22 protein-coding genes are annotated in these 23,570 nt (G+C 71.7%); 10 read left to right on the forward strand and 12 right to left on the reverse strand.

Annotation, left to right across the window (positions count from 1 at the left end; genetic code table 11):
* Positions 1 to 56: 56 nt before the first annotated feature.
* The 4 genes from ACFZBP_RS17085 to ACFZBP_RS17100 all read left to right on the forward strand — a co-directional run bounded on the left by ACFZBP_RS17085 (position 57) and on the right by ACFZBP_RS17100 (position 5,860).
* The gene (locus ACFZBP_RS17085) at positions 57 to 3,269 is read left to right on the forward strand and encodes a S41 family peptidase (protein ID WP_391413850.1); all 3,213 of its coding nucleotides are present in this window, start codon (positions 57 to 59) and stop codon (positions 3,267 to 3,269) included.
* Positions 3,270 to 3,581: 312 nt separating this feature from the next.
* Positions 3,582 to 3,935, forward strand: a complete 354-nt coding sequence (locus ACFZBP_RS17090) for a histidine triad nucleotide-binding protein (protein WP_383451018.1) — start codon at positions 3,582 to 3,584, stop codon at positions 3,933 to 3,935.
* 6 nt (positions 3,936 to 3,941) lie between these two features.
* Positions 3,942 to 4,847: a ribonuclease Z gene (locus ACFZBP_RS17095; RefSeq protein ID WP_383451015.1), complete on the forward strand. Its 906-nt coding sequence runs from the start codon at positions 3,942 to 3,944 to the stop codon at positions 4,845 to 4,847.
* 20 nt (positions 4,848 to 4,867) lie between these two features.
* Positions 4,868 to 5,860, forward strand: a complete 993-nt coding sequence (locus tag ACFZBP_RS17100; protein WP_391413852.1) for an adenosine deaminase — start codon at positions 4,868 to 4,870, stop codon at positions 5,858 to 5,860.
* A 16-nt stretch (positions 5,861 to 5,876) separates the two neighbouring features.
* Here the strand turns inward: ACFZBP_RS17100 and ACFZBP_RS17105 are convergent, their stop codons facing one another.
* Positions 5,877 to 7,112 (reverse strand): MFS transporter, encoded by a 1,236-nt coding sequence (locus tag ACFZBP_RS17105; RefSeq protein WP_391413854.1) that lies wholly within the window; start codon positions 7,110 to 7,112, stop codon positions 5,877 to 5,879.
* A gap of 221 nt (positions 7,113 to 7,333) precedes the next feature.
* Complete coding sequence (locus tag ACFZBP_RS17110; protein ID WP_383451008.1) at positions 7,334 to 8,119, reverse strand: IclR family transcriptional regulator; 786 nt, start codon at positions 8,117 to 8,119, stop codon at positions 7,334 to 7,336.
* 113 nt (positions 8,120 to 8,232) lie between these two features.
* Here ACFZBP_RS17110 and ACFZBP_RS17115 point away from each other — a divergent pair, with 113 nt between their 5' ends.
* The 3 genes from ACFZBP_RS17115 (at position 8,233) to ACFZBP_RS17125 (ending at position 11,758) form a co-directional block, all read left to right on the forward strand.
* Entirely contained in the window at positions 8,233 to 9,198 is a 966-nt protein-coding gene (locus ACFZBP_RS17115) for a 5-dehydro-4-deoxyglucarate dehydratase (protein ID WP_391413857.1), read from the forward strand.
* The gene (locus tag ACFZBP_RS17120) at positions 9,195 to 10,484 is read left to right on the forward strand and encodes an enolase C-terminal domain-like protein (RefSeq protein WP_391413859.1); all 1,290 of its coding nucleotides are present in this window, start codon (positions 9,195 to 9,197) and stop codon (positions 10,482 to 10,484) included. Before ACFZBP_RS17115 ends, ACFZBP_RS17120 begins: the two co-directional genes overlap by 4 nt.
* A gap of 116 nt (positions 10,485 to 10,600) precedes the next feature.
* Positions 10,601 to 11,758 (forward strand): PfkB family carbohydrate kinase, encoded by a 1,158-nt coding sequence (locus ACFZBP_RS17125; protein WP_391413861.1) that lies wholly within the window; start codon positions 10,601 to 10,603, stop codon positions 11,756 to 11,758.
* 27 nt (positions 11,759 to 11,785) lie between these two features.
* On the opposite strand, the gene ACFZBP_RS17130 is transcribed toward ACFZBP_RS17125, so the two are convergent.
* From ACFZBP_RS17130 to ACFZBP_RS17140, 3 genes are all read right to left on the reverse strand, one after another.
* Positions 11,786 to 12,586: a VOC family protein gene (locus ACFZBP_RS17130; protein WP_391413863.1), complete on the reverse strand. Its 801-nt coding sequence runs from the start codon at positions 12,584 to 12,586 to the stop codon at positions 11,786 to 11,788.
* A gap of 301 nt (positions 12,587 to 12,887) precedes the next feature.
* Positions 12,888 to 13,241: a cytidine deaminase gene (locus tag ACFZBP_RS17135; RefSeq protein ID WP_383450994.1), complete on the reverse strand. Its 354-nt coding sequence runs from the start codon at positions 13,239 to 13,241 to the stop codon at positions 12,888 to 12,890.
* A 28-nt stretch (positions 13,242 to 13,269) separates the two neighbouring features.
* Positions 13,270 to 14,091 carry a helix-turn-helix transcriptional regulator gene (locus ACFZBP_RS17140; protein ID WP_383451560.1) on the reverse strand — a complete coding sequence of 274 codons (822 nt, stop codon included), beginning with the start codon at positions 14,089 to 14,091 and terminating at the stop codon, positions 13,270 to 13,272.
* A 148-nt stretch (positions 14,092 to 14,239) separates the two neighbouring features.
* Here ACFZBP_RS17140 and ACFZBP_RS17145 point away from each other — a divergent pair, with 148 nt between their 5' ends.
* The gene (locus tag ACFZBP_RS17145; RefSeq protein WP_391413865.1) at positions 14,240 to 15,670 is read left to right on the forward strand and encodes an MFS transporter; all 1,431 of its coding nucleotides are present in this window, start codon (positions 14,240 to 14,242) and stop codon (positions 15,668 to 15,670) included.
* Positions 15,671 to 15,678: 8 nt separating this feature from the next.
* Here the strand turns inward: ACFZBP_RS17145 and ACFZBP_RS17150 are convergent, their stop codons facing one another.
* From ACFZBP_RS17150 to era, 5 genes are all read right to left on the reverse strand, one after another.
* Positions 15,679 to 16,038, reverse strand: coding sequence for an MmcQ/YjbR family DNA-binding protein (locus ACFZBP_RS17150; protein ID WP_383450988.1), 360 nt, complete (start codon positions 16,036 to 16,038; stop codon positions 15,679 to 15,681).
* The gene (locus ACFZBP_RS17155; RefSeq protein ID WP_391413867.1) at positions 16,035 to 17,348 is read right to left on the reverse strand and encodes a CNNM domain-containing protein; all 1,314 of its coding nucleotides are present in this window, start codon (positions 17,346 to 17,348) and stop codon (positions 16,035 to 16,037) included. The genes ACFZBP_RS17150 and ACFZBP_RS17155 overlap by 4 nt, the downstream gene beginning before the upstream one ends.
* Positions 17,345 to 17,842 carry an rRNA maturation RNase YbeY gene (gene ybeY / locus ACFZBP_RS17160; RefSeq protein ID WP_383450981.1) on the reverse strand — a complete coding sequence of 166 codons (498 nt, stop codon included), beginning with the start codon at positions 17,840 to 17,842 and terminating at the stop codon, positions 17,345 to 17,347. The genes ACFZBP_RS17155 and ybeY overlap by 4 nt, the downstream gene beginning before the upstream one ends.
* Before the next feature lie 15 nt (positions 17,843 to 17,857).
* On the reverse strand, positions 17,858 to 18,928 hold the full coding sequence (locus ACFZBP_RS17165) for a PhoH family protein (RefSeq protein ID WP_383450978.1): 1,071 nt from the start codon (positions 18,926 to 18,928) through the stop codon (positions 17,858 to 17,860).
* 184 nt (positions 18,929 to 19,112) lie between these two features.
* Entirely contained in the window at positions 19,113 to 20,072 is a 960-nt protein-coding gene (gene era, locus ACFZBP_RS17170; RefSeq protein ID WP_391413870.1) for a GTPase Era, read from the reverse strand.
* 153 nt (positions 20,073 to 20,225) lie between these two features.
* On the opposite strand from era, the gene ACFZBP_RS17175 reads away from it, so the two are divergent.
* Entirely contained in the window at positions 20,226 to 21,557 is a 1,332-nt protein-coding gene (locus tag ACFZBP_RS17175; protein ID WP_391413872.1) for an ammonium transporter, read from the forward strand.
* Positions 21,554 to 21,892, forward strand: coding sequence for a P-II family nitrogen regulator (locus ACFZBP_RS17180; RefSeq protein WP_062724541.1), 339 nt, complete (start codon positions 21,554 to 21,556; stop codon positions 21,890 to 21,892). Before ACFZBP_RS17175 ends, ACFZBP_RS17180 begins: the two co-directional genes overlap by 4 nt.
* Positions 21,893 to 21,927: 35 nt before the next feature.
* On the opposite strand, the gene ACFZBP_RS17185 is transcribed toward ACFZBP_RS17180, so the two are convergent.
* Positions 21,928 to 22,404, reverse strand: coding sequence for a hypothetical protein (locus ACFZBP_RS17185; protein ID WP_383450969.1), 477 nt, complete (start codon positions 22,402 to 22,404; stop codon positions 21,928 to 21,930).
* 198 nt (positions 22,405 to 22,602) lie between these two features.
* Positions 22,603 to 23,451 carry a helix-turn-helix transcriptional regulator gene (locus ACFZBP_RS17190; RefSeq protein ID WP_383450966.1) on the reverse strand — a complete coding sequence of 283 codons (849 nt, stop codon included), beginning with the start codon at positions 23,449 to 23,451 and terminating at the stop codon, positions 22,603 to 22,605.
* Between the last annotated feature and the right edge of the window lie 119 nt (positions 23,452 to 23,570).

Here is a 23,570-nt window from a genome sequence, read left to right on the forward strand (position 1 = left end):
TGGGCAAGTGATCCAAAGGTCTGTCCCCGGACGCCGCCCCTGCTTATGGTGATCGGGTGACTCAGCCCGCGACGCCCGGATCGTCTTCCTATCTCCGGTATCCGCATCTCCACGGTGACCTGGTCGCCTTCACCGCCGAGGACGACGTGTGGCTCGCCCCGCTCGACGGCGGCCGCGCCTGGCGGGTCAGCGCCGACAACGTGCCGGTCACCCTGCCGCGCATCTCGCCCGACGGCACGACCGTCGCCTGGACCTCCAGCCGCGACGGCGCCCCCGAGGTGCACATCGCGCCGGTCGACGGCGGCCCCGCCAGGCGCCTCACCCACTGGGGCAGCTGGCAGACCCGGGTGCGCGGCTGGACCCCGGACGGCCGGATCCTCGCCATCAGCACCCGGGGCCAGGCGGGCAGCCGCCGCACGTGGGCGCACACGGTCCCGCTCGACGGCGGCCCGGCCACCACCCTGCCGTACGGCCCCGTCGCCGACGTCGTGCACGGGCCGCAGCTCGTGCTCGCCTCCGCGCCGATGGGGCTGGAGGCCGCCCGCTGGAAGCGCTACCGGGGAGGTACGGCGGGGAAGCTGTGGATCGACCTCGCGGGCGACGGCGACTTCGTACGGCTGCACGCGGACCTGGACGGGAACATCGAGTACCCCGTGTGGGCCGGTGACCGGATCGCCTTCCTCTCCGACCACGAGGGGGTGGGCGCGCTGTACTCGTCCCTCGCGGACGGGTCGGACCTACGACGGCACACTCCTGTCGACGGGTTCTACGCCCGGCACGCAGCCGGCGACGGCACCCGCGTCGTGTACGCGTCCGCCGGTGAACTGTGGCTCCTGGACGACCTCGACGGGGCCGAGCCGCGCCGGCTCGACATCCGGCTCGGCGGACAGCGCACCGACCGGCAGGCGTACCAGCTGAACGCCGCCCGCGCCTTCGGGGAGGCCGCGCCCGACCACACCGCGCGCGGCAGCGCCGTCTGCGTGCGGGGTGCCGTGCACTGGGTCACCCACCGCTCCGGCCCCGCCCGCGCGCTCGCCGCCGAGCCCGGCGTGCGGGCCCGGCTGCCGCGCACCTTCCGGACGGAGGGCGAGGAGTGGGTGGTGTGGGTGACGGACGCGGAGGGCGACGACGCCCTGGAGTTCGCCCCGGCGACCGGACTCGCACCGGGTGCCACGCCGCGCAGGCTCGGCGCCGGACAGCTGGGCCGGGTCCTGGAGCTCGCCATGGCACCCGACGGGAGCCGGGCCGCGGTCGCCGCGCACGACGGACGGCTGCTGCTCGTCGAACGGGAGTCCGGCGAGGTCCGCGAGGTCGACCGCAGCGCCGACGGCGACGTGTCCGGTCTCGTCTTCTCGCCCGACTCGGCCTGGCTCGCCTGGTCACACCCCGGCCCGCGCCCGCTGTCCCAGCTGAAGCTCGCCAACACCACCGACCTGTCCGTCTCCGAGGCGACCCCCCTGCGCTTCCAGGACTACGCGCCCGCCTTCACCCAGGACGGCAAGCACCTGGTCTTCCTCTCCACCCGGGCCTTCGACCCCGTCTACGACGAGCACGTCTTCGACCTCGCCTTCGTGGTCGGCTCCCGCCCCCACCTGATCACCCTCGCCGCGACCACCCCGTCCCCCTTCGGTCCGCAGCGGCACGGCCGGCCCTTCGACGCGCCGGACAAGGAGGAGACCCCCGACAGCGAGGGCACCCCGACCACCCGCATCGACCTCGAAGGGCTCGCCGACCGGATCGTGCCGTTCCCTGTCGAGGCGGCCCGCTACACCAACCTGCGGGCCGCGAAGGACGGCGTGCTGTGGCTGCGGCATCCCGTGCGCGGCGCGCTCGGCACCACCCGGGCCACGCCCGACGACCCCGAGCCCAAGACCGAGATGGAGCGCTACGACCTCGTCCAGCGGCGGGTCGAGCATCTCGCCGACGACGCCGACCACTTCGAGGTCAGCGGCGACGGCAAGCGGGTCCTGCTGTGGACCGACAGCCGGCTCAAGGTCGTCCCCAGCGACCGGCGGGCCTCCGGCGACGACGACAGCGACTCGAACATCACCGTGGACCTGACGCGCGTACGGCAGACGGTCGACCCGTCGGCGGAGTGGCGGCAGATGTTCGACGAGACCGGCCGCATCATGCGCGACCACTTCTGGCGGCCGGACATGAGCGGCGTCGACTGGACGGGCGTACTGGACCGCTACCGCCCCCTGCTCGACCGGGTCGCCACCCACGATGATCTGATCGACCTGCTCTGGGAGGTGCAGGGCGAGCTGGGCACCTCGCACGCGTACGTCGCCGGGCGCGGCGGCTACGGCGGCGGGGCCCGGCAGGGACTGCTCGGCGCCGACATCTCCCGCCATCCGGACGGCAGTTGGCGCATCGACACGATCCTCCCCTCGGAGACCTCCGACCCCGACGCCCGGGCACCGCTCGCCGCGCCCGGGGTCGCGGTGCGGGCCGGGGACGCGATCCTGGCGGTGGCCGGGGTGCCGGTGGACCCGGTGACCGGGCCCGGGCCGCTGCTCGTCGGCACGGCGGGCAAGGCGGTGGAGCTGACGGTCTCACCGGCCGGGGGCGGGGAGCCGCGGCACGCGGTCGTCGTGCCGATCGCCGACGAGCAGCCGCTCCGCTACCACGCCTGGGTGGCCGACCGGCGGGCCTACGTCCACGAGAAGTCCGGCGGTCGGCTCGGCTACCTCCACGTGCCGGACATGCAGGCTCCGGGCTGGGCCCAGATCCACCGCGACCTGCGGGTCGAGGTCGCCCGCGAGGGCCTTGTCGTGGACGTCCGTGAGAACGGCGGCGGGCATACCTCGCAGCTGGTCGTGGAGAAGCTGGCACGGCGGATCGTGGGCTGGGAACTGCCGCGCGGAATGCGGCCGTACAGCTATCCGGCGGACGCTCCGCGCGGGCCCGTGGTCGCGGTGGCGAACGAGTTCTCCGGGTCCGACGGGGACATCGTCAACGCGGCGATCAAGGCGTTGGGGCTCGGGCCGGTGGTGGGGACGCGGACGTGGGGTGGTGTCATCGGCATCGACAGCCGCTATCGCCTGGTCGACGACACGCTGATCACGCAGCCGAAGTACGCCATCTGGCTGGAGGGGTACGGCTGGGACGTGGAGAACCACGGGGTGGATCCGGACGTGGAGGTGGTGCAGCGTCCGCAGGACTGGGTGGCCGGGCGGGACGCGCAGTTGGACGAGGCGGTGCGGCTCGCGTTGGCGGGGCTGGAGGAACGGCCGGCCAAGTCGGCACCGCCGCTGCCGGACCGGTGAGTTCTTCGCCCCCGCCGCCCCTACCCGTCCCATCCCCAGGGCTCCGCCCCTTCGACCCCGGGTCGTCTTTCGGGTGCGGGCCGGTGGGGGCTGGTCGCGCCCACGCGGCGGAGCCGCATATCGACACAGCCCCGCGCCCCTGAGGCACTCAGCCCGTCCGGCGTTTGAGGACGAGGCCCGGAGGGCCGATAGGGGGGTCTGGGGGGCGCAGCCACCGGGGATGGGACGGGTAGGGGCGGCGAGGGCGGGGAAGGGTGGGGCCCCGGCGATAGCATGCCCGTAAGAGATCATCCGGCGTGAGGAGGCACAGGCATGGCAGGGGAATCGAAGGACGACTGCTTGTTCTGCAAGATCGTCGAAGGGCACGTCCCGGCGACGATCGTCCGGGAGACGGACACGACCGTCGCCTTCCGGGACATAAACCCCCAGGCACCCACCCACGTCCTGGTCATCCCCAAGGCGCACTACCGGGACGCCGCCACCCTCGCCGCCGCCGACCCGTCCCTCGCCGCCGACGTCCTGCGCGAAGCCCAGGCCGTGGCGGACGAGGACAAGCTGGAGAGCTACCGCATCGTCTTCAACACCGGCTCAGGCGCAGGCCAGACCGTCTTCCACACGCACGCCCACGTCCTCGGCGGCCGCGGCATGCAGTGGCCCCCCGGATAACTCGCCGTGTCCGTACGTGAACTGGTCGTCCTCGGCACGGCCAGCCAGGTCCCGACCCGGCACCGCAACCACAACGGCTACCTGCTGCGATGGGACGGCGAAGGGATCCTCTTCGATCCCGGCGAGGGCACGCAGCGGCAGATGCTGCGCGCCGGGGTCGCGGCGCACGACCTGAACCGGATCTGCGTCACCCACTTCCACGGTGACCACTCGCTCGGCCTCGCCGGCGTCATCCAGCGGATCAACCTCGACAAGGTCCCGCACCCCGTCACCGCCCACTACCCGCTCTCCGGCCAGCGCTTCTTCGACCGGCTGCGGTACGCCACCGCCTACCGGGAGACCGTCGACCTCGCGCAGGCCCCGGTCAGCGAGGACGGGGTCATCGCCGACACCGGCGGCTACACGCTTCAGACCGCCCGGCTGTCGCACCCCGTCGAGTCCTACGGCTACCGCCTCGTCGAGCCCGACGGCCGCCGCATGCTGCCCGAACGCCTCGCCGCGCACGGCATCAAGGGGCCGGACGTGGGGCGGCTCCAGCGGGACGGCGTGTTCGGCGGGGTCTCCCTCGCGGACGTGAGCGAGGTGCGCCGCGGGCAGCGTTTCGCGTTCGTCATGGACACCCGGCTGTGCGACGGGGTGTACGCCCTCGCCGACGGCTGCGACATGCTCGTCATCGAGTCCACCTTCCTGGACGACGACGTCGAACTCGCCGTCGAGCACGGCCATCTGACCGCCGGTCAGGCCGCCCGCGTCGCGCTGGAGTGCGGCGTACGGCATCTCGTGCTCACCCACTTCAGCCAGCGCTACAGCGAGCCGGACGAGTTCGAGCGGCAGGCGCGGGACGCCGGTTTCGACGGGGAGCTGACGGTGGCGTACGACCTCCTGCGGGTGCCGCTGCCGAAACGTCGGTAATACCCCCGTACGATGCTTTGATGCCTCTCCCGAAAGCAGAACTGCACCTCCATATCGAAGGCACCCTCGAACCCGAGCTCGCCTTCGAACTCGCCGCGCGCAATGGCGTCGAGCTGCCGTACGTCGACACCGACGAGCTCCGCAAGGCGTACCAGTTCGAGGACCTCCAGTCCTTTCTGGACCTGTACTACGAGCTCATGGCGGTCCTACGCACCGAGCGGGACTTCGAGGACCTCGCGAACGCCTACCTCGCCCGGGCGGCCGCGCAGGGCGTGCGGCACGCGGAGATCTTCTTCGACCCGCAGGCGCACACCAAGCGGGGCCTGGAGCTGGGCACGGTTGTCGAGGGGCTGTGGCGGGCGCTGGGGAGCAGCGAGGCGAACCACGGGGTCTCTACCCGGCTCATCCTGTGCTTCCTGCGCGACGACTCCGCCGAGTCGGCCATGGCGACGCTGCGGGCCGCCGAGCCGTATCTCGACCGGATCGTGGGCATCGGCCTCGACTCCGCCGAGGTCGGCCATCCGCCGGTGAAGTTCCGCGAGGTCTACGAGGCCGCCGCCGCGCTCGGTCTGCGCCGCGTCGCGCACGCGGGCGAGGAGGGACCGCCGGCGTACATCACCGAGGCCCTCGACATCCTCGGCGTCGAGCGGATCGACCACGGGCTGCGGTGCATGGAGGACCCGGCGCTGGTGGAGCGGCTGGTCCGGGACCGGGTGCCGCTGACGCTGTGCCCGCTCTCCAACGTGCGGCTGCGGACCGTCGACGTCCTCGCCGACCACCCCCTGCCCGCCATGCTCGACGCCGGCCTGATGTGCACGGTCAACTCCGACGACCCGGCCTACTTCGGGGGCTACGCGGGCGACAACTTCGACGCCGTCCACCAGACCCTGGACCTGTCCGAGGATCGGCTGCGGGAACTCGCCCGCAACTCGTTCCTCGCCTCCTTCCTGGAGGACGACGAGGAGCTGCGGGGGCGGTATCTGGCCGAGGTGGAGGCATACGAGTTCGGGTAGCCGGGCCGACGCCGGTTCAGGTCGCCGCGGTCAGGCGGTCCGGGGCCGCCGGGGTGGCTTCGTTGGTGTCCAGGGGGATCTCGACGATCTCCATGATCTCCGTGCCCTCGGCCACCTCGACCGTCTCCTGCGGGCGTCGGGCCAGTGCCACGGCGGTCATGGGCACGGCGACGATCAGCAGGCCGGTCGCGAGGACCGTGCCCATGGTGGGGAAGCCGGCCTGGGCGGACAGGACGCTGCCGGTCAGGGGGCCGGCCGCGGTGCCCAGGGAGGACGCCGAGCCCACGAGGACCGCCCAGCGGCCGCGTGGGTCCAGGGAGGCGGCGAGGCCGATGACGTACGACAGGACGATCGGGTAGAGCGTGTTCCAGGCGATCTCGCCGGTCGCGAAGCTCGTCAGGTCGGTCGCGGACGCGCTGAGCGCGATGCACACGGCGATGAGGGCGGTACCGGCGCCGATGGGGAGCGCGCGGCCGAGGCGCGGGCCGAGCGCCCCCGCCCCGGTCACGCCCAGCAGGCCTGCGCCGAGGCCCACGGCGAACACCGCGCCGACCGTCGCCTCCGTCAGCTGTGCCTGGGTCAGGCCGATCCGGCCGCTGACGCCCCACAGGGAGTTCTGGGCGAGGGACCAGCACAGCATGCAGGCGGCGAGGGCGAGGCCGTGGCGGAGGTGGGGGAGGCGGGTGGTGGCCGCCCGGGCCTGGGGTTGTGAGGCTCCGCTCGACGTCAGACGGGCCGTCAGCGGCCATACGGCGAGCGCGGTGAGGGCGATGGCGGCCAGCGGTTGACCATGGCCCGCGCCGAGGTGCGGCACCGTCAGATAGACGGCGCCCGCGAGCGCGGAGACGCACAGGAGACCGAGCGTGGTGGCCCGGTGCGGATCCCGCAGGGCGGCTATGCCGGTGGCGGCCACCGCGGTCGCCGTACCCGAGCCGAAGCCGCCGACCAGGACGCCCAGCACGACGGCCGGCAGGGCGTGGGCGAGCGCCGCGCCGCCGTAGCCGAGCAGGGCCAGGGTGAGGCCGATCCGGGCCAGCCGCTGTGCCCCGACCCGGTCCACCCGGGAGGCCAGCAGGAAGCCCGCCGACGCCGAACTCAGCAGCAGCGCACTGCCGACGGCACCCGCCTGGGTGGGGGTGAGCGGAAGTCCGGAGTCGAGTCTGCCGACGACCGTAGGCAGCAGATACGGAGCGAGGTACCCGGCCGTGAAAAGGGCGACGAGGGGCCGGGGAGTGGTGCGAGGGGCGAACACGGGCGTTCCCAGGGCATGCGAAAGGAGCGGCTCAAGAGGGGGAGGGGCGCAGGCCGTCGACGGACAGGAACGCGCGGGCAATTTGTATCAAGCGGGGGGAGGGGTGAAGAAGCGCGGGGGGTGTGATCTGGGGCACTTCCTGTTTGGGGTGGGGGATCGCGGGTAGAAGCCGCCCTCATCTGTACCGCGAGGGCACCCTCGTCCGTGCCGAAAAGAGGCCCTCACCTGCGCCAGTGCACGGCCCCGCTCCCGCCGGGGACCGTCGCCTCGATCTTCGCCCTGATCTCCCGCATCACCGCCACGATCCGCTCCTCGTGGCCCGCCGACAGCCGTGCCACCGGCACCGAGCAGCTGATCGCGTCCTGGGCCGGGGTCTCGTAGCGCAGCGCGAAACCGAAGCCGACGATGCCGGGGACGCCCTCCTCGCGGTCGATCGAGTAGCCGCGCGCCCGTACTTCGTCGAGGTCGGCGGCGAGGGCCTCGCGGGTGGTGCGGGTGTGGGGGGTCAGGGGCTCGTACGGGCCGTCGGGGAGGTGGGTGTCGGGGCGTTCGGCGAGCAGGGCCTTGCCCAGGGCGCCCGCGTGCGCGGGCAGACGCCGGCCCACCCGGCTGATCGTGCGCAGGTATTCGTGCGACTCGCGCGTCGCCAGATACGCCACGTCCCGGCCGTCCAGCCGCGCCATGTGGATCGTCTCGCCCAGCGCCTCCGACGCCTCGTCGAGATACGGGCGTACGACCCGGACGCGCGGGTCGGAGTCGAGGTAGCTGGTGCCGGTGAGCAGGGCGTGGATGCCGATGCCGTAGAGGGAACCGGTGACGTCCGTGCGGACCCAGCCGCGCGAGATCAGGGTCTGGAGCAGGGCGTACATGGAGCTGCGCGGCACGTCCAGCGCCTCGGCCAGCTCCTGGAGGCGGGCGGGGCGGTCGCCGCGCGCGGCGAGCAGTTCCAGCAACTCCACGGTGCGCGCCGCCGACTTCACTTCGCGGACGCCGCCTGTCTCTGACATGGGGCGATGGTAATCGTCGCGCCTCGCACGGACCGCGCCATTGACGCTCGTGGTTCGTCTATCTAATCTCGATTCTCATACGTGGATGACATCTACAAATGGAGATGGGGAAGATGGCGAGGGTGAGCCTCGATACGGATACCGGCGTGCATACGGTCACGATCCGGCGCCTGCGGGACGGCATGGCACAGGGCGTGCTGTCGTTCCCGCTCACGAGCTTCCACGACGACGGCACGCTGGACCCGGACGGCTTCCGCGCCCACGTCGCCGCCCAGCTCGCCACCGCCCCCGGCGCGCTCTTCCCCGCCTGCGGCACCGGCGAGTTCTTCTCGCTGGACGAGGACGAGTACCGCCAGGTCGTCTCCCTCGCCGTGGACGCGTCGGACGGGCGCGTACCCGTCGTCGCCGGGGTCGGCTACGGCTGGGCGCAGGCCGCGCGGTTCGCCCGGATCGCCGAGGAGGCCGGCGCCGACGCCCTCCTCGTCCTGCCGCACTATCTCGTCGCCGCCCCGCAGGACGGCCTCGTCGCCCAGCTGGAGCAGCTCGCCGCCCGGACCCGGCTGCCGCTCATCGCCTACCAGCGCGGCCAGGTCGCCTACACCGCCGACTCGCTGAAGCGCATCGCCCGCATCCCGAACGTCATCGGGCTCAAGGACGGCCACAGCGACCTCGACCGCCTCCAGCGCCTCACCCTCGCCGCCCCCGAGGACTTCCTCTTCTTCAACGGCGCCTCCACCGCCGAGATCCAGGCCCGCGCCTACGCCACCGTCGGCGTCCCCGCCTACTCCTCCGCCGTCCACGCCTTCGCCCCCGAGATCGCGAACGCCTTCTTCACCGCCCTCCACGGCGGCGACCAGGGCACGGTCGACAAGCTGCTGCGCGACTTCTACGTCCCGCTCGTCGAGATCCGCGACCGGGTACCCGGCTACGCGGTGTCCCTGGTCAAGGCGGCCGCCCGGCTGCGCGGCCGCCCCGTCGGCCCCGTACGCGCCCCGCTCACCGACCCCTCGGCCGCCGACCTCGCCGACCTGCGCGCCCTCCTCGCCACCGGCCTCGACCTCGTAGGAGCCGCTCTGTGAACCTCACGATCACCGAGGTCCGCCTCACGCCCATCCTGGTCGCCGACCCGCCCCTGCTGAACACCCAGGGCGTCCACCAGCCGTACACACCCCGGCTGATCGTGGAGGTCGTGACCGCCGACGGGGTCACGGGCGTCGGCGAGACGTACGGCGACACCAAGTACCTGGAGCTCGCCCGGCCGTTCGCGGACAAGCTCGTCGGGCGCCAAGCAGGCGATCTCAACGGCCTGTTCGCCGTCGCCGACGAGGTCGCCGTCGACCGGTCCCGGGTCCAGGGGCAGGTCGACGTCGGCGGGCTGCGCGGCGTCCAGACCGCCGACAAGCTGCGGCTGTCCGTCGTCTCCGGCTTCGAGGTCGCCTGCCTGGACGCCCTCGGCAAGGCACTCGGACTGCCCGTGCACGCGCTGCTCGGCGGCAAGGTGCGCGACGCGGTCGAGTACAGCGCGTACCTCTTCTACAAGTGGGCCGAGCACCCGGCGGGCGTCCCGGCCGAGAAGGACGACTGGGGTGCCGCCGTCGACCCGGCCGGAGTCGTCGAGCAGGCCCGCAAGTTCACCGAGCGGTACGGCTTCACCTCCTTCAAGCTCAAGGGCGGGGTCTTCCCGCCGGACGAGGAGATCGCGGCCGTACGGGCCCTCGCCGAGGCCTTTCCCGGGCACCCCCTGCGGCTCGACCCCAACGGGGCCTGGTCCGTGGAGACCTCGCTGAAGGTGGCGCGGGAACTCGGCGACGTCCTGGAGTACCTGGAGGACCCGGCGCTCGGCACGGCCGCGATGGCCGAGGTCGCCGCGCGGGCCGGGGTGCCGCTGGCGACCAACATGTGCGTGACGACGTTCGCGGAGATCAAGGAGGCGTTCACCAAGGACGCCGTGCAGGTCGTGCTCTCCGACCACCACTACTGGGGCGGGCTGCGCAACACCCAGCAGCTGGCGGCGATCTGCCGCACCTTCGGCGTCGGCGTGTCCATGCACTCCAACACCCACCTGGGCATCTCCCTGGCCGCGATGACCCACGTCGCGTCCACCGTCCCGGACCTCCACCACGCCTGCGACTCCCACTACCCATGGCAGTCCGAGGACGTCCTCACCGAGCGCCTCACCTTCGAGAACGGCGAGGTCACCGTCTCGGACGCGCCCGGCCTCGGCGTCGAACTGGACCACGAGAGGCTGGCGGAGCTGCACCGCCGGTGGCTGGAGGACGACGGCTCACTGCGGGACCGCGACGACGCCGCCGCGATGCGGGTCGCGGAACCGGGGTGGGTGACGCCTTCGGTGCCGCGCTGGTAGCGCCCCGCCGACCGGGCGGGTGATCCCGTCCACGCGGGGCGCGGGCTGGATCACGGTGGCGTTGTCGGTGACGTGGTGCACACTGGCCAGATCAGCACCACGTCAGGGAGCGCACCGTGACCACGCCCACCGCGCCGACCGGCAAGGGAGCCCTGCCGCAGCGTCCGTCGTCCAGAGCAGGGGGGCCGCACCGCCGCAGCCAGGTCGACCCCCTCGCCGGTCTGCGCACACCCGCCGACCCGCCCTGGGACGTGTACCTCACGGGCACGGTCTTCCTCGACATCATCTTCACCGGCCTCGACTCGGCCCCGGTGCGTGGCACCGAGTCCTGGGCGCGCGGGATGGGCTCCAGTCCCGGCGGGGTGGCGAACATGGCGACCGCCCTGGCCCGGCTCGGCCTGAAGACGTCCCTCGCGGCGGCCTTCGGCGACGACCACTACGGCGAGTACTGCTGGGACGCGCTGGAGCACGGCGAGGGCATCGACCTCTCGCCCTCGCGCACCGTCCCCGGCTGGCACTCGTCGGTGACGGTGTCGATGGCGTACGAGGGGGAGCGCACGATGGTCTCCCACGGCCACGAGCCGCCCCCGGAGGAGCCCGCGCCGGACTGCCCGCCACGCGCGCGCGCCGCCGTGGCCTCCCTCGTCCCGGGCCGGCGGGCCTCCTGGATCGCGCAGGCCGCGAGCAAGGGCACCCGGATCTTCGCCGACGTCGGCTGGGACGACACGGGGGCGTGGAACCTCGCCGGGCTGGCCGACCTGGAGCACTGCGAGGCGTTCCTGCCGAACGCCGAGGAGGCCATGCGGTACACCGGCGCCGACTGCCCGCGCGAGGCGGCCCACGCCCTCACCGCGTACGTCCCGGTCGCGGTGGTCACCCTCGGCGCGGAGGGCGCGTACGCCGTGGACGGGCGGACCGGGGAGACGGCCGTCGTGCCCGCCATCGCCGTGGAGGCCCTGGACCCGACGGGCGCCGGGGACGTCTTCGTGGCCGGCTTCGTCACCGGCACCCTCGCCGACTGGCCGCTCGCCGACCGCCTCGCCTTCGCCGGGCTCACGGCAGCCCTCTCGGTCCAGGAGTTCGGCGGCTCCCTGTCCGCCCCCGGCTGGGCCGAGATCGGCGCCTGGTGGCGCAAGGTCCAGTCCCTCGACCGGCAGGACCCCGAGGCGCTGCGCCGGTACGCGTTCCTGGCGGACCTGGTGCCGGAGGAGGAGGGGAGACCGTGGCCGCTGCGGCGGGCGGTGCCGACGATCGGGTTCCGTCGGTCGGCGTGAGAGCAGGGGGCAGGCGGGAGGCCCTGGTCAGGTCGGTGGGGCCGGCTTCAGCACCACGAAGTCCGCGTTCGCCGGGTCCAGGCAGACCGCCAGCCGGCCGACGCCCTCCGCGTCGTCCGGTCCCATCTGCACACCGCCGCCGTTCCCGGTGACCCTCGCCACCGCCGCGTCGCAGTCGTCGACGTTGAACACCGGGTGCCAGTACGGCTTCCCGTCCGCCAGCGCGAGGTTCTCCGCGGGCAGTTCCATCAGGCCGCCCTGCATCCGGTCCTCGGGCTTTCCGGCCGGGGTGATGAGGGTGTACGTGCCTCCGCCGCCCGGCAGTTCCATCTCGCTGTACTGCCAGCCGAAGATCTGGCCGTAGAACTCCTTCGCCGCCGCGGCGTCGCTCGTGTACAGCTCGGTCCACGACAGCGAACCCGTCTCGTCCGCCAGCTCGAAGCCGGAGTTGGTGCCCGGTTGCCAGACCGCGAACTGGCCGCCCAACGGATCGTTGAACTGGGCCATCCGGCCCCAGTCCTCGAGATCCATCGGCGCTACCCGTACGGTGCCGCCCGCTCGCTCCACCGCCTGTGCCGTCGCGTCCGCGTCGTCGACGGTGTAGTAGATCATCCAGGCCGAGCGGGCGCCGGCCTCGGTGAGCTTGCCGAGGCCGGCGACGGTCTTGCCGTCCTTCTTGAACATCCCGCCTTCGAAGTCCTCCGAACCGCCCATGGACTCGTACTCCCAGCCGAGCACCGTGCCGTAGAAGGACGCGGCGGTTGTGACGTCGGGGGTGCCGAGGTCCAGCCAGCAGGGGGAGCCGGGGGTGAGGTCGGTGGTGATCATGCCGATTCCCTTCGCAGATCCTCTGCCCTCAGCCTGACACCCCCCAGAGTCCCCCGCCCTTCGAACCTCGCCCCCGCCGCCCCTACTCGTCCCATCCCTGGGGGCTCCGCCCCTCAGACCCCCACTGTCGGCCCTTCGGGCCTCGTCCTCAAAACGCCGGACGGGCTGAGAATGCCCGGGCCCGTGTAGCCACCGGCAGGGCACATTCAGCCCCTCCGGCGTTTGAGGAGCGAGGTCTGGGGCGGAGCCCCAGGAGGATGGGACGGGTAGGGGCGGCGGGGGCGAGGAAAGGGCCCGGAGGTCAGCCTGCCGTCACCGTGGCCCGGACCACCCCGTCCAGCCCCGCCACCAACACCGGCGTCCCCGGCCCCCCAAGATCCCGCACAGCCGCCCGATCCTCCGCCGGAACGGCCTCCGCCTCCGTCACCACAGCCGCCGCCTCCAACGCCGCGGCCCCGGAAGCCACCGCCATCGCCACAGCGGTCCGCAGCGCGCTCAGCTTGAGGGAGTCCAGTTCGACGGTCCCGGCGACATAGGTACGGCCGGTGTCGTCCCGCACGGCCGCCCCCTCGGCCACACCGTTGCGGGCCCGCGCGGAACGGGCCAGGGTGACGATCTTGCGGTCCTCGGGGTCGAGCGCGCTGTTGTCGGTCATGCGCTGAGCATACGTAGAGCCACCCGTCCTACCCCGCCACGGGGTACATCGCCCCGCGCCGCCCCTCCGGCGAGGCCAGCCACTCCAGCTTCGCCGCCGTGTTCGCCTCGTCCAGCGGCGTGTGCAGGACGATCGACAGGTCGGGCCGCACCGGCATCTGCATCACGCTCGACTCCAGGCACAGCAGCCCGACGAGCGGATGGTCCAGCTCCTTGCGGATCTGCCCGGCGTCCTCGATGTCCCGCCGCTCCCACAGCGCCGTGAACTCCGGACTGGACGCCCTCGCCTCGGCCAGCACGGACTGGAAGCCCTCGTCGTCGGGAGAGGCCGAGCACAGGGCACGGAACTGCGCCACGACCGTACGGGCGTTCTGCTCCCAACTCCGCGAACGCGACCGGTACATCGGGTCCGTGAAGAAATCGATCAGGCAGTTCCACCGCTCGCCGGGCCGCATACCGAGCACGCTCGCGGCGGCGTCGTTGTAGAGCACGCCGTTGTAGTACCGGTCCATGATGTGCGCCGGATAGGGCATCCACGCGTCGATCAGCCGCCGCAGCCCGTCGCACATGTCCCGCTTCTCCGGCGCCACTTCGCGCTCCGGCGGATTCAGCCCGGCCAGCAGATACAGATGCCGGCGCTCGGCGTTGCTCAGCCGCAGCACCCTGCCCACCGAGTCCAGCACCTGCGGCGACACGGAGATGTCCCGCCCCTGCTCCAGCCACTGGTACCAGGAGGCACCCACCCCGGCGAGCACGGCGACCTCCTCGCGCCGCAACCCGGGCGTACGGCGCCGCGCGCCACCGTCCGGCAGTCCCGCGTCGGCCGGGGTCACCCGGGCCCGCCTGCTCATCAGGAACTCGCGCAGCTCGCGCCGCCGATGACTCTTCAGCGTGTCCACGGACACGTACGGATCCCCCTCGTTCTGTTGGCTGGTGGTGCCACCACCAGCACAACTTGCCGCTCCCCACGGCTATTCCGACGCCAGCAGGCTGTTACCCATGGCGATCGACACCACCAGTCCCACCACGACACCGACCCCAGCCCCACCGCTCGACACCCCGAGGATGTCGACGCGCGACAAACTCGTCCTGTTCGTCCTGTGCGCCGCCCAGTTCATGGTCGCGCTGGACTTCTCCGTCCTGAACGTCGCCCTGCCCGTCCTCGGCGCCGACCTCGGCATGAGCCAGTCGGCACTGCAGTGGGCGGTCACGGCGTTCGCGCTGCCGTCCGGCGGCTTCCTCCTGCTCTTCGGCCGCATCGGCGACCTCTACGGCCGCCGCAAGCTGTTCCTCACCGGCCTCGCCCTGTTCGCCGCCGCCTCGGTGCTCGCGACGTTCGCATGGGACCCGGCGTCGTTCCTCGCGGGCCGCGCCCTGCAGGGTCTCGGCGCCGCGGTCATCGTCCCGACCGGCATGTCCCTGCTGACCACGACCTTCGCCGAGGGCCCCGCCCGGGACCGCGCCCTGGGGATCTCCGGCACGCTGATGTCGCTCGGCTTCACCATCGGCATGGTCGCGGGCGGCGTCCTGACCGACGCGTTCGGCTGGCGCTCCACCATGGGTCTGCTCGCGGTCTTCGCCCTCGTCGTGCTGCCGCTCGCCCCCGGCCTGCTGCCGGAGTCCCGCACCCCGGACCGCCCACAGCTGGACGTCCCGGGGGCCGTGACCGTCACCGGCGGTCTGCTGTCCCTGATCTACGCCCTGACGACGGCCGCCGACCACGGCTTCGCCCGCATCGACGTCGTCACGACCCTGATCGCCGGCCTCGCGCTCCTCGCGGCCTTCGCGGTCATCGAGTCCCGCACCGCGGCACCCCTGGTCTCCCTGCCCATGCTGCGGCGCCGCACGGTGGCCTGGGGCAATCTGGGTGGCCTGGTCACCTTCTCGATGATGTCGACGGTGATCTTCGTCCTCACCCTGTACCTCCAGGAGATCCTGCGTCTGTCGGCGTGGCAGACCGGCCTGGTCTTCGGGGTCCAGGGCGTCATGTCGGTGCTCGCGGGCACCCTCGTCCCGAGGTTCGTCAGCCGTCTCGGCGCCCGCCGCACACTGGTCGTCTCGCTCGCGGGGCAGGGCGCCTTCGTCGCCGGCCTGGTCTTCCTGAACGCCCACACCTGGTCCGTCTGGCTCGCCACGGCCGCCGTCTCGCTGGCCAGCATGTTCCACCTGGGCGCGATCATCTCCTACGGCCTGACGGTCACCTCGGGCGTCCCCGACGAGGAGCAGGGCCTGGCCACCGGCCTGGTCACCTCCACCCAGCAGGTCGGCCTCACCGTCGGCATCCCGCTGCTCGGCGTCCTCGCGACGACCTCCGGCGACCTGCTGTCCGGCACCCGCACGGTCCTGGCGCTCGACGCGGGGATCGTGCTCGCCGCGGCGGTGCTGGTCGCGATCGGCCTGCGGACCAGGCGGACGGCCCGCTCGGTGTGACGGGCGGCTCAGGGGCGGTCGAGACGGAGCCGGTCCGCCCTCGGCAGACCCGCCACGACCAGGTCGTACGAGTCCTCGACGAGCTCCCGGACCAGCCGGTCCGGGAGCTCGCCGTCGACCGTCACCGTGTTCCAGTGCCGCTTGTTCATGTGATAGCCGGGGATGATCAGGCCGGGATGCTCGTCGCGCAGCCGGACCGCGTCCTCCGGGTCGCACTTGAGGTTGACGGTGAGCGGGCGGGCGTCCATCCAGCTCAGGGCGAACATCTTGCCCAGGACCTTGAAGACGGAGATGTCCGGGTTGAAGGGGAAGTCCTCCACGGCGGCGTTGAACGACAGACAGAGACCGCGCAGCTCCTCGGGGCTCACTCCGCCTTCGCCTCCCGCTCCTCCTCCGCCGCCGGCACCGAGGCCACCGGCTCCACCAGCACCGTCACGATCTTGTTCCGCCGGCCGGCCGCCGCCTCCGCGGTCAGTCGCAGCTCACGGGCGTCGGGCAGCTCGACCACCGACGACGCCCCGGCGATCGGGACCCGGCCCAGCGCCTTCGCCAGCAGCCCGCCGACCGTCTCCACGTCCTCGTCGTCGTACTCGTCGAGGCCGTACAGCTCGCCCAGGTCGGTGATGTCGAGGCGGGCGGTGACGCGGTAGCGGTCCTCGCCCAGCTCCTCCACCGGCGGCAGTTCACGGTCGTACTCGTCGGTGATCTCGCCGACGATCTCCTCGAGGATGTCCTCGATGGTGACGATGCCGGCGGTGCCGCCGTACTCGTCGATGACGACGGCGACGTGGTTGCGCTCCTTCTGCATCTCGCGCAGCAGGTCACCGGCGTTCTTGGTGTCGGGCACGAAGAACGCGGGCCGCATCGCCGTCGACACCAGCTCGCTCTCCGCATCCCGCGAGATGTGCGTCTTGCGGGTCAGGTCCTTCAGGTACACCATCCCCACCACGTCGTCCTCGCTCTCCCCGACCACCGGGATCCGTGAGAAACCGGAGCGCAGGGCGAGGGTGAGCGCCTGGCGGATGGTCTTGTACCGCTCGATGACGACGAGGTCGGTGCGCGGGACCATGACCTCCCGTACCAGGGTGTCGCCCAGCTCGAAGACCGAGTGCACCATCCGGCGCTCCTCGTCCTCGATCAGCGACTCCTTCTCGGCGAGGTCGACCAGCGCCCGCAGCTCCGCCTCGGAGGCGAACGGTCCCCGGCGGAAGCCCTTGCCGGGGGTGAGCGCGTTGCCGATGAGGATCAGCAGATACGGGATCGGGCCCATGATCCGGGCGAGCGGCAGCAGGACGTACGCCGCCGCCGTCGCCGTGTTCAGCGGGTGCTGGCGGCCGATGGTGCGCGGGGAGACCCCGACGGCGACGTACGACACCAGCACCATGACCGCTATCGCGACCAGCAGTGCCTCGGTGGTGCTGTCGAACTCCTGCAGACAGGCGTACGTGACGAGCGCGGCGGCGGCCATCTCGCAGGCCACGCGCACCAGCAGCGCCACGTTCAGATAGCGCGTCGGGTCCGCGGCGACCAGCGCGAGCTTCTCGCTGCCGCGCCGCCCGCCGCGTACGGCCTCCTCGGCGCGGAAGCTGGAGACGCGCGCCAGACCGGCCTCGGCGCAGGCGGCGAGCCAGGCCACGACCACCAGGGCGATGGCACCGGAGACGAGGGGAAGGCTCATGACACGGTCGGGGCCGGCGACGGGCCCGTCATGCCCTTCTCCGAACGCCAGCCGTCCACGATGGCGGCCTGGAGACCGAACATCTCGGCCTTCTCGTCCGGCTCCTCGTGGTCGTACCCGAGCAGATGCAGCACGCCATGGACGGTGAGCAGCTGGAGCTCCTCGTCCATGGAGTGCTGCGTGGGCGCCTCGGCGCCCTGCTTGGCGGCGACCTCGGGGCACAGCACGATGTCGCCGAGGAGGCCCTGGGGCGGCTCGTCGTCGTCCTTCGACGGCGGCCGCAGTTCGTCCATCGGGAAGGACATGACATCCGTCGGACCGGGCAGGTCCATCCACTGGATGTGGAGCTGCTCCATGGCGTCGGCGTCCACGACGATCACCGAGAGCTCGGAGAGCGGGTGGATGCGCATCCGCGCGAGCGCGTAGCGGGCGATGTCGAGGATCGCCTGCTCGTCGACCTCGGTTCCGGACTCGTTGTTGACGTCGATCGACATGGTGCTGCTCGGTCTCTACTTCCCCTTGTGCCCGGACTTGCCCCGGCTCTGCCCCTTGTGCGTGCCGTTCTGGGTGCCGTGCTTGTTGTCGAACTTCTCGTACGCGTCGACGATACGGCCGACCAGCTTGTGCCGGACGACATCCTGCGAGGACAGCCTGGAGAAGTGGACGTCCTCGACGCCGTCCAGGATGTCCTGCACCTGCCGCAGTCCGGACTTGGTGCCGTCCGGGAGGTCGACCTGGGTGACGTCACCGGTGATGACTATCTTCGAGTCGAAGCCGAGACGGGTGAGGAACATCTTCATCTGCTCGGGGCTGGTGTTCTGGGCCTCGTCCAGGATGATGAAGGCGTCGTTGAGCGTGCGGCCGCGCATATAGGCGAGCGGCGCGACCTCGATGGTCCCGGCGGCCATCAGCCGGGGGATCGAGTCGGGGTCGAGCATGTCGTGCAGCGCGTCGTACAGCGGGCGCAGGTACGGGTCGATCTTCTCGTAGAGCGTGCCCGGGAGGAACCCGAGCCGCTCGCCCGCCTCCACCGCCGGCCGGGTCAGGATGATGCGGTTGACCTGCTTGGACTGCAGGGCCTGCACCGCCTTGGCCATGGCGAGGTAGGTCTTGCCCGTACCGGCGGGACCGATGCCGAAGACGATCGTGTGCTTGTCGATCGCGTCGACGTACCGCTTCTGGTTGAGGGTCTTGGGGCGGATCGTGCGGCCGCGCGAGGAGAGGATGTTCTGGGTGAGGACCTCGGCCGGGGTCTCCTCCGGGCCCTCTCCGTTCTCGCTGGCTCTGAGCATGGCGATCGAGCGTTCCACTGCGTCCTCCGTCATCGGCTGTCCGGTGCGGAGCACCAGCATCATCTCGTCGAACAGGCGCTGGATGAGGGCGACTTCAGCGGCGTCGCCGACCGCGCTGATCTCGTTGCCCCGGACATGGATGTCGGCTGCCGGGAAGGCCTTCTCGACCACGCGCAGCAGGGAGTCGCCGGACCCCAGCACGGTCACCATGGGGTGCTGGGCGGGGACGGTGAACTGTGCTCTCGCCTGTCCCTGCGCGGGTGTGTGAGCTGTGGGTGTCTGAGTCATGGGCCGGCTCGTAGGCCTTGCTCGTCCTCCTCGATACGACTCGCCCGCCACATGGGCGGCCTGGCGATTTCCAGGGTACGCCGGGGGACTGACAACGCCGTAAGGCTTTTCAGCAGCCAGGTTTCACGAGGATGTGGAGGAGGTTCGCGGCCGGCGGTTCAGGCCGATCCAGGGCTCGCAGACCTCAGAACCCCAGCTTCCGCAGCTGCCGGGGATCCCGCTGCCAGTCCTTCGCCACCTTCACATGCAGGTCCAGGAAGACCGGCGTCCCCAGCAGCGCCTCGATCTGCTTCCGGGACTTGATGCCGACGTCCTTCAGGCGCTTGCCCTTGGGGCCGATGATGATGCCCTTCTGGCTCGGGCGCTCGATGTAGACGAAGGCGTGGATGTCGAGGAGGGGCTTGTCGGCGGGGCGGTCCTCGCGGGGGAGCATCTCCTCCACCACGACCGCGATGGAGTGCGGAAGCTCGTCGCGGACGCCCTCCAGGGCCGCCTCGCGGATCAGCTCGGCGATCATGACCTGCTCGGGCTCGTCCGTGAGGTCGCCCTCGGGGTAGAGCGCCGGGCCCTCCGGGAGCAGCGGGACGATCAGGTCGGCGAGCAGGCCCACCTGCTTGTCGCCGACGGCCGAGACGGGGACGATCTCGGCCCACTCGAAGCCGAGTTCCTTGCCGAGCTGGTCGATCGCGATGAGCTGTTCGGCGAGGGTCTTGCTGTCCACGAGGTCGGTCTTGGTGACGATCGCGATCTTCGGCGTCTTCTTGATCGACGCGAGTTCCTTCGCGATGAAGCGGTCACCGGGGCCGAGCTTCTCGTTCGCCGGCAGACAGAAGCCGATCACGTCGACCTCCGCCCAGGTCGTCCGGACGACGTCGTTGAGCCGCTCGCCGAGCAGCGTGCGCGGCTTGTGCAGGCCGGGGGTGTCGACCAGGATCAGCTGGGCGTCGTCCCGGTGCACGATCCCGCGCACGGTGTGCCGCGTCGTCTGCGGCTGGTTCGCGGTGATCGCCACCTTCTGGCCGACCAGAGCATTCGTCAGCGTGGACTTGCCCGCGTTGGGGCGGCCCACGAAGCAGGCGAAGCCGGCGCGATGGGGCGCCTCGGACGGCTCGGATGACTTACTGCGAACGCTCATGGCGCCCATTCTCCCTGATCCACAGAGCCCTGCCGCACACGCGCCCGACCGCGGCCCGCCCGGTGAGCTTCCGGAAACCCCCACGCAACGAAACGTCGCCGAAACACACCCGTACGCGGCCGGAAACGCGAACCGGTGAATCTCTGACGAGCCCTCGCACCGTTGGAGACGACCGTGACCCTCGCCGCCGCAAGCGTCGACACCGGCGACACCGCCTGGCTGCTCGCCGCCACCGCCCTCGTCCTGCTGATGACCCCGGGCCTGGCCCTGTTCTACGGCGGCATGGTCCGCACGAAGAGCGTCCTCAACATGCTGTTGATGAGCTTCGTGTCCATCGCGCTCGTCACCGTCGTGTGGCTGGCCTGCGGGTACTCGCTCGCCTTCGGGGACGACGCGGCCGGCGGGCTGATCGGCGGGCTGGAGCACGCCGGGATGGCCGGTCTCGGTCCGGACAGCGTCCAGGGCACCATCCCGACCCTGCTGTTCGCCACCTTCCAGCTGACCTTCGCGATCATCACCGCCGCGCTGGTCAGCGGCGCGGTAGCGGACCGGGCGAAGTTCGGGGCATGGGTCGTGTTCGTGCCGGTGTGGGCGCTGCTCGTATACGTTCCGGTCGCCCACTGGACCTGGGGCCCCGGCGGCTGGATCCTCGAGCACCTCGGCGCCCTCGACTTCGCCGGCGGACTCCCGGTCGAGATCACCTCCGGCGCCTCCGGACTGGCGCTCTGCCTGGTCCTCGGGCCGCGGCTCGGGTTCAAGAAGGACGCGATGCGGCCGCACAATCTGCCGATGGTCGTGCTCGGAGCGGGACTGCTGTGGTTCGGCTGGTTCGGCTTCAACGCGGGTTCCGCGCTCGGCGCCAACGGGCTCGCGGCCGCCGTCTTCCTCAACACCCTCGCCGCCGGCTGCACCGGTCTGCTCGGCTGGCTCTTCGTCGAGCACAAGCGCGACGGCCACCCGACGACGCTGGGCGCCGCCTCCGGCGCGGTCGCCGGTCTCGTCGCCATCACGCCGTCCTGCGGCTCGGTGTCGCTGCTGGGCGCGCTCGTCATCGGCCTCGCCGCCGGTGTCGTCTGCTCGTACGCCGTGGCCTGGAAGTTCCGGTTCGACTACGACGACTCGCTGGACGTCGTCGGCGTCCACCTGGTCGGCGGCGTCATCGGCACCCTCCTGATCGGCGTCTTCGCGACGGCCACCATGACGGGCGGCGCCGAGGGGCTGCTCCACGGCGGCGGACTCGCGCAGCTCGGCAAGCAGGCGGTGGCGATCGTGGTCGTGGCGGCGTACGCCTTCCTCGTCACCTACGGCATCGGCAAGGTCATCGACAAGGCGATGGGCTTCCGGGCGAGCGAGGAGCAGGAGCACAAGGGCCTGGATCTTACGGTGCACGCCGAGAGCGCCTACGATCACGGGGTCCTGGGGCACGGTGCCCCGGTCACCTCGTACCTCTCCACGTCCGTCCCCGCCGCGCAGAAGGTCAAGAAGCAGGCATGAAGCTGATCACCGCGATCGTCAAGCCCTACCGGCTCGACGAGGTCAAGACCGCCCTCCAGGAAATCGGCGTGCACGGTCTGACCGTGACCGAGGCGAGCGGCTACGGCCGGCAGCGCGGCCACACCGAGGTGTACCGGGGCGCGGAGTACCAGGTCGACCTGGTACCGAAGGTCCGGATCGAGGTCGTCGTCGACGACGCGGCGGCCGACGACGTCATCGACGCCATCGTGAAGGCCGCCCAGACCGGCAAGATCGGCGACGGCAAGGTCTGGGCGCTGCCGGTCGACACGGTCGTACGGGTCCGGACGGGCGAGCGCGGCCCCGACGCGCTGTGAGCGCCGGACGCCGGGACCGCGCCCCCTGCTGATCGTCAGTCGAACACGAACGGGCCCGGCGACTGCGGCCCGGTCGCCGTGCAGGTGATGGTGATGCCGAAGACGGTCATCTGCAGAGAGCCGCCGAAGGCCTCCAGGCTGTCCCCGGAGGCGACGGTGCCGCTGAGCGGGCCGACCTGGACGGGGTCGCCGGCGGCCATCGCCGGGTTCTCCGTGCCGCTGAAGGCGACGGTCCCGCCGCTCGCCTTCACGAGGGTGAGCGTCGAGGAGATCGAGTCCTCCCCGAGCGCGATCGGCGCGGTGATCGCGGAGGAGTTGACGGTGAGGGTGGCGGCGGTGCCGTTCTGCGTCGCCGTGAGGGTGGCCTCGCCACCGCCGAAGCTGCCGCAGTCGGCGGTGATCGTGGCCGTGCCGGGGGCGACGGCGTAGGCGGCGGGCGCGAAGGCCAGTCCGGTGACCGCGAGGGCCCCGGCGACCAGCGTCGCACCAGCTCCGATTCGTATGCGTCTCATGGGGATTCGCTCCCTTTCGGGGGTGGGGGAATTCCGTCTGCCTTGCCTGTGGGGGTGGTGGAACTGCTCGGCAGGGTGGGTACGGACACACTGCTTGAGAGCCGAATCTGACGGTCCGTCGGAACCGCCGTTTCCATTGATACGCGTGGGGCGGGGGTCGGCAAGGGTGATTTCCGGCCTCAACTACCCATGAGTCACCTACGGAACGCTGGGCGACATGTCCTGAAGGCCCACCACGCGCAGCAGTTGCAGGCGCTCGTAGGCCTCCGTGCCCGGGCGGGCGGTGTGGACGACCAGGAGGTGATGGTGTTCGTGGCTGACCATGACCTCGCAGTCCAGTTCCAGGAGGCCGACCAGGGGGTGGACGAAGCGTTTCGTCGCCCGGTTGCGCTGGGACACCTCGTGCGCGTCCCAGAGGCGGGCGAACTCCTCGCTGGACGCCCGTAGTTCGGCCACCAGCGCGGCCGGTTCCGGGTCGTCGGGGCGGGCCGCGGCCACCGCGCGCAGGGTGGCGACATGGGTGCGGGCGTGGCCGGCGAGGTCCTCCTGCGGGAAGAGGGCGCGCGCGGTCGGGTCCAGGAAGAAGAGCCGGGTCAGGTTGCGCTCGCGCCGCGGGCGGGACATCACGTCGCCGACCAGGGCCTTCGCCATCGCGTTCTGGGCCAGCACCTCGCCGCAGTCGTTCACCACCTGCGCCGGGGTGTCGTGCAGCCGGTCCAGGATCAGCAGCAGCCCCGGGCGGACATGCGCCGACGCCGTCTCGCGCCGCGGGGGCTCCTCGCCGGCCAGATGGAAGAGGTGGTCCTGCTCGACGTCGGCCAGGCGCAGCGCGCGGGCCAGCGCCGTCAACATCTGGCGGGACGGGCGCGGGCCACGGGACTGTTCGAGGCGGGTGTAGTAGTCCACCGACATGCCCGCCAGCTGCGCCACCTCCTCGCGGCGCAGACCGGGCGTGCGACGCCGGGTGCCCGGTGTCAGGCCCACGTCCGACGGGGTCAGCCGGGCGCGGCCACGGCGCAGGAAGTCGGCGAGTTCGGCTCGGTTCACCCCTCCAGCCTGCGGCAGCGCGGCCCGCTTATCCAGGGACTGCCGATCCCCTGATCAACGGGTCTCTCCCGCTCTCCCCGGCCCCGTCCGAGGGTGGTCGGTGACGAGAGGAGCAGGAC

Origin of the sequence: Streptomyces sp. NPDC008086, assembly GCF_042957325.1 — a bacterium.
Lineage (GTDB): Bacteria > Actinomycetota > Actinomycetes > Streptomycetales > Streptomycetaceae > Streptomyces.

Excerpts from the sequence above, each read along its gene's own strand:
- ACFZBP_RS17130 (WP_391413863.1), bottom strand. The coding sequence starts at position 12,586 with ATGATCACCACCGACCTCACCCCCGGCTCCCCCTGCTGGCTGGACCTC.
- ACFZBP_RS17145 (WP_391413865.1), top strand. The coding sequence starts at position 14,240 with ATGGCGATCGACACCACCAGTCCCACCACGACACCGACCCCAGCCCCA.
- ACFZBP_RS17090 (WP_383451018.1), top strand. The coding sequence starts at position 3,582 with ATGGCAGGGGAATCGAAGGACGACTGCTTGTTCTGCAAGATCGTCGAA.
- ACFZBP_RS17155 (WP_391413867.1), bottom strand. The coding sequence starts at position 17,348 with ATGAGCCTTCCCCTCGTCTCCGGTGCCATCGCCCTGGTGGTCGTGGCC.
- ACFZBP_RS17140 (WP_383451560.1), bottom strand. The coding sequence starts at position 14,091 with ATGAGCAGGCGGGCCCGGGTGACCCCGGCCGACGCGGGACTGCCGGAC.
- ACFZBP_RS17185 (WP_383450969.1), bottom strand. The coding sequence starts at position 22,404 with ATGAGACGCATACGAATCGGAGCTGGTGCGACGCTGGTCGCCGGGGCC.
- ACFZBP_RS17100 (WP_391413852.1), top strand. The coding sequence starts at position 4,868 with ATGCCTCTCCCGAAAGCAGAACTGCACCTCCATATCGAAGGCACCCTC.
- ACFZBP_RS17115 (WP_391413857.1), top strand. The coding sequence starts at position 8,233 with ATGGCGAGGGTGAGCCTCGATACGGATACCGGCGTGCATACGGTCACG.
- ACFZBP_RS17110 (WP_383451008.1), bottom strand. The coding sequence starts at position 8,119 with ATGTCAGAGACAGGCGGCGTCCGCGAAGTGAAGTCGGCGGCGCGCACC.
- ACFZBP_RS17135 (WP_383450994.1), bottom strand. The coding sequence starts at position 13,241 with ATGACCGACAACAGCGCGCTCGACCCCGAGGACCGCAAGATCGTCACC.
- ybeY (WP_383450981.1), bottom strand. The coding sequence starts at position 17,842 with ATGTCGATCGACGTCAACAACGAGTCCGGAACCGAGGTCGACGAGCAG.
- ACFZBP_RS17165 (WP_383450978.1), bottom strand. The coding sequence starts at position 18,928 with ATGACTCAGACACCCACAGCTCACACACCCGCGCAGGGACAGGCGAGA.
- ACFZBP_RS17180 (WP_062724541.1), top strand. The coding sequence starts at position 21,554 with ATGAAGCTGATCACCGCGATCGTCAAGCCCTACCGGCTCGACGAGGTC.
- era (WP_391413870.1), bottom strand. The coding sequence starts at position 20,072 with ATGGGCGCCATGAGCGTTCGCAGTAAGTCATCCGAGCCGTCCGAGGCG.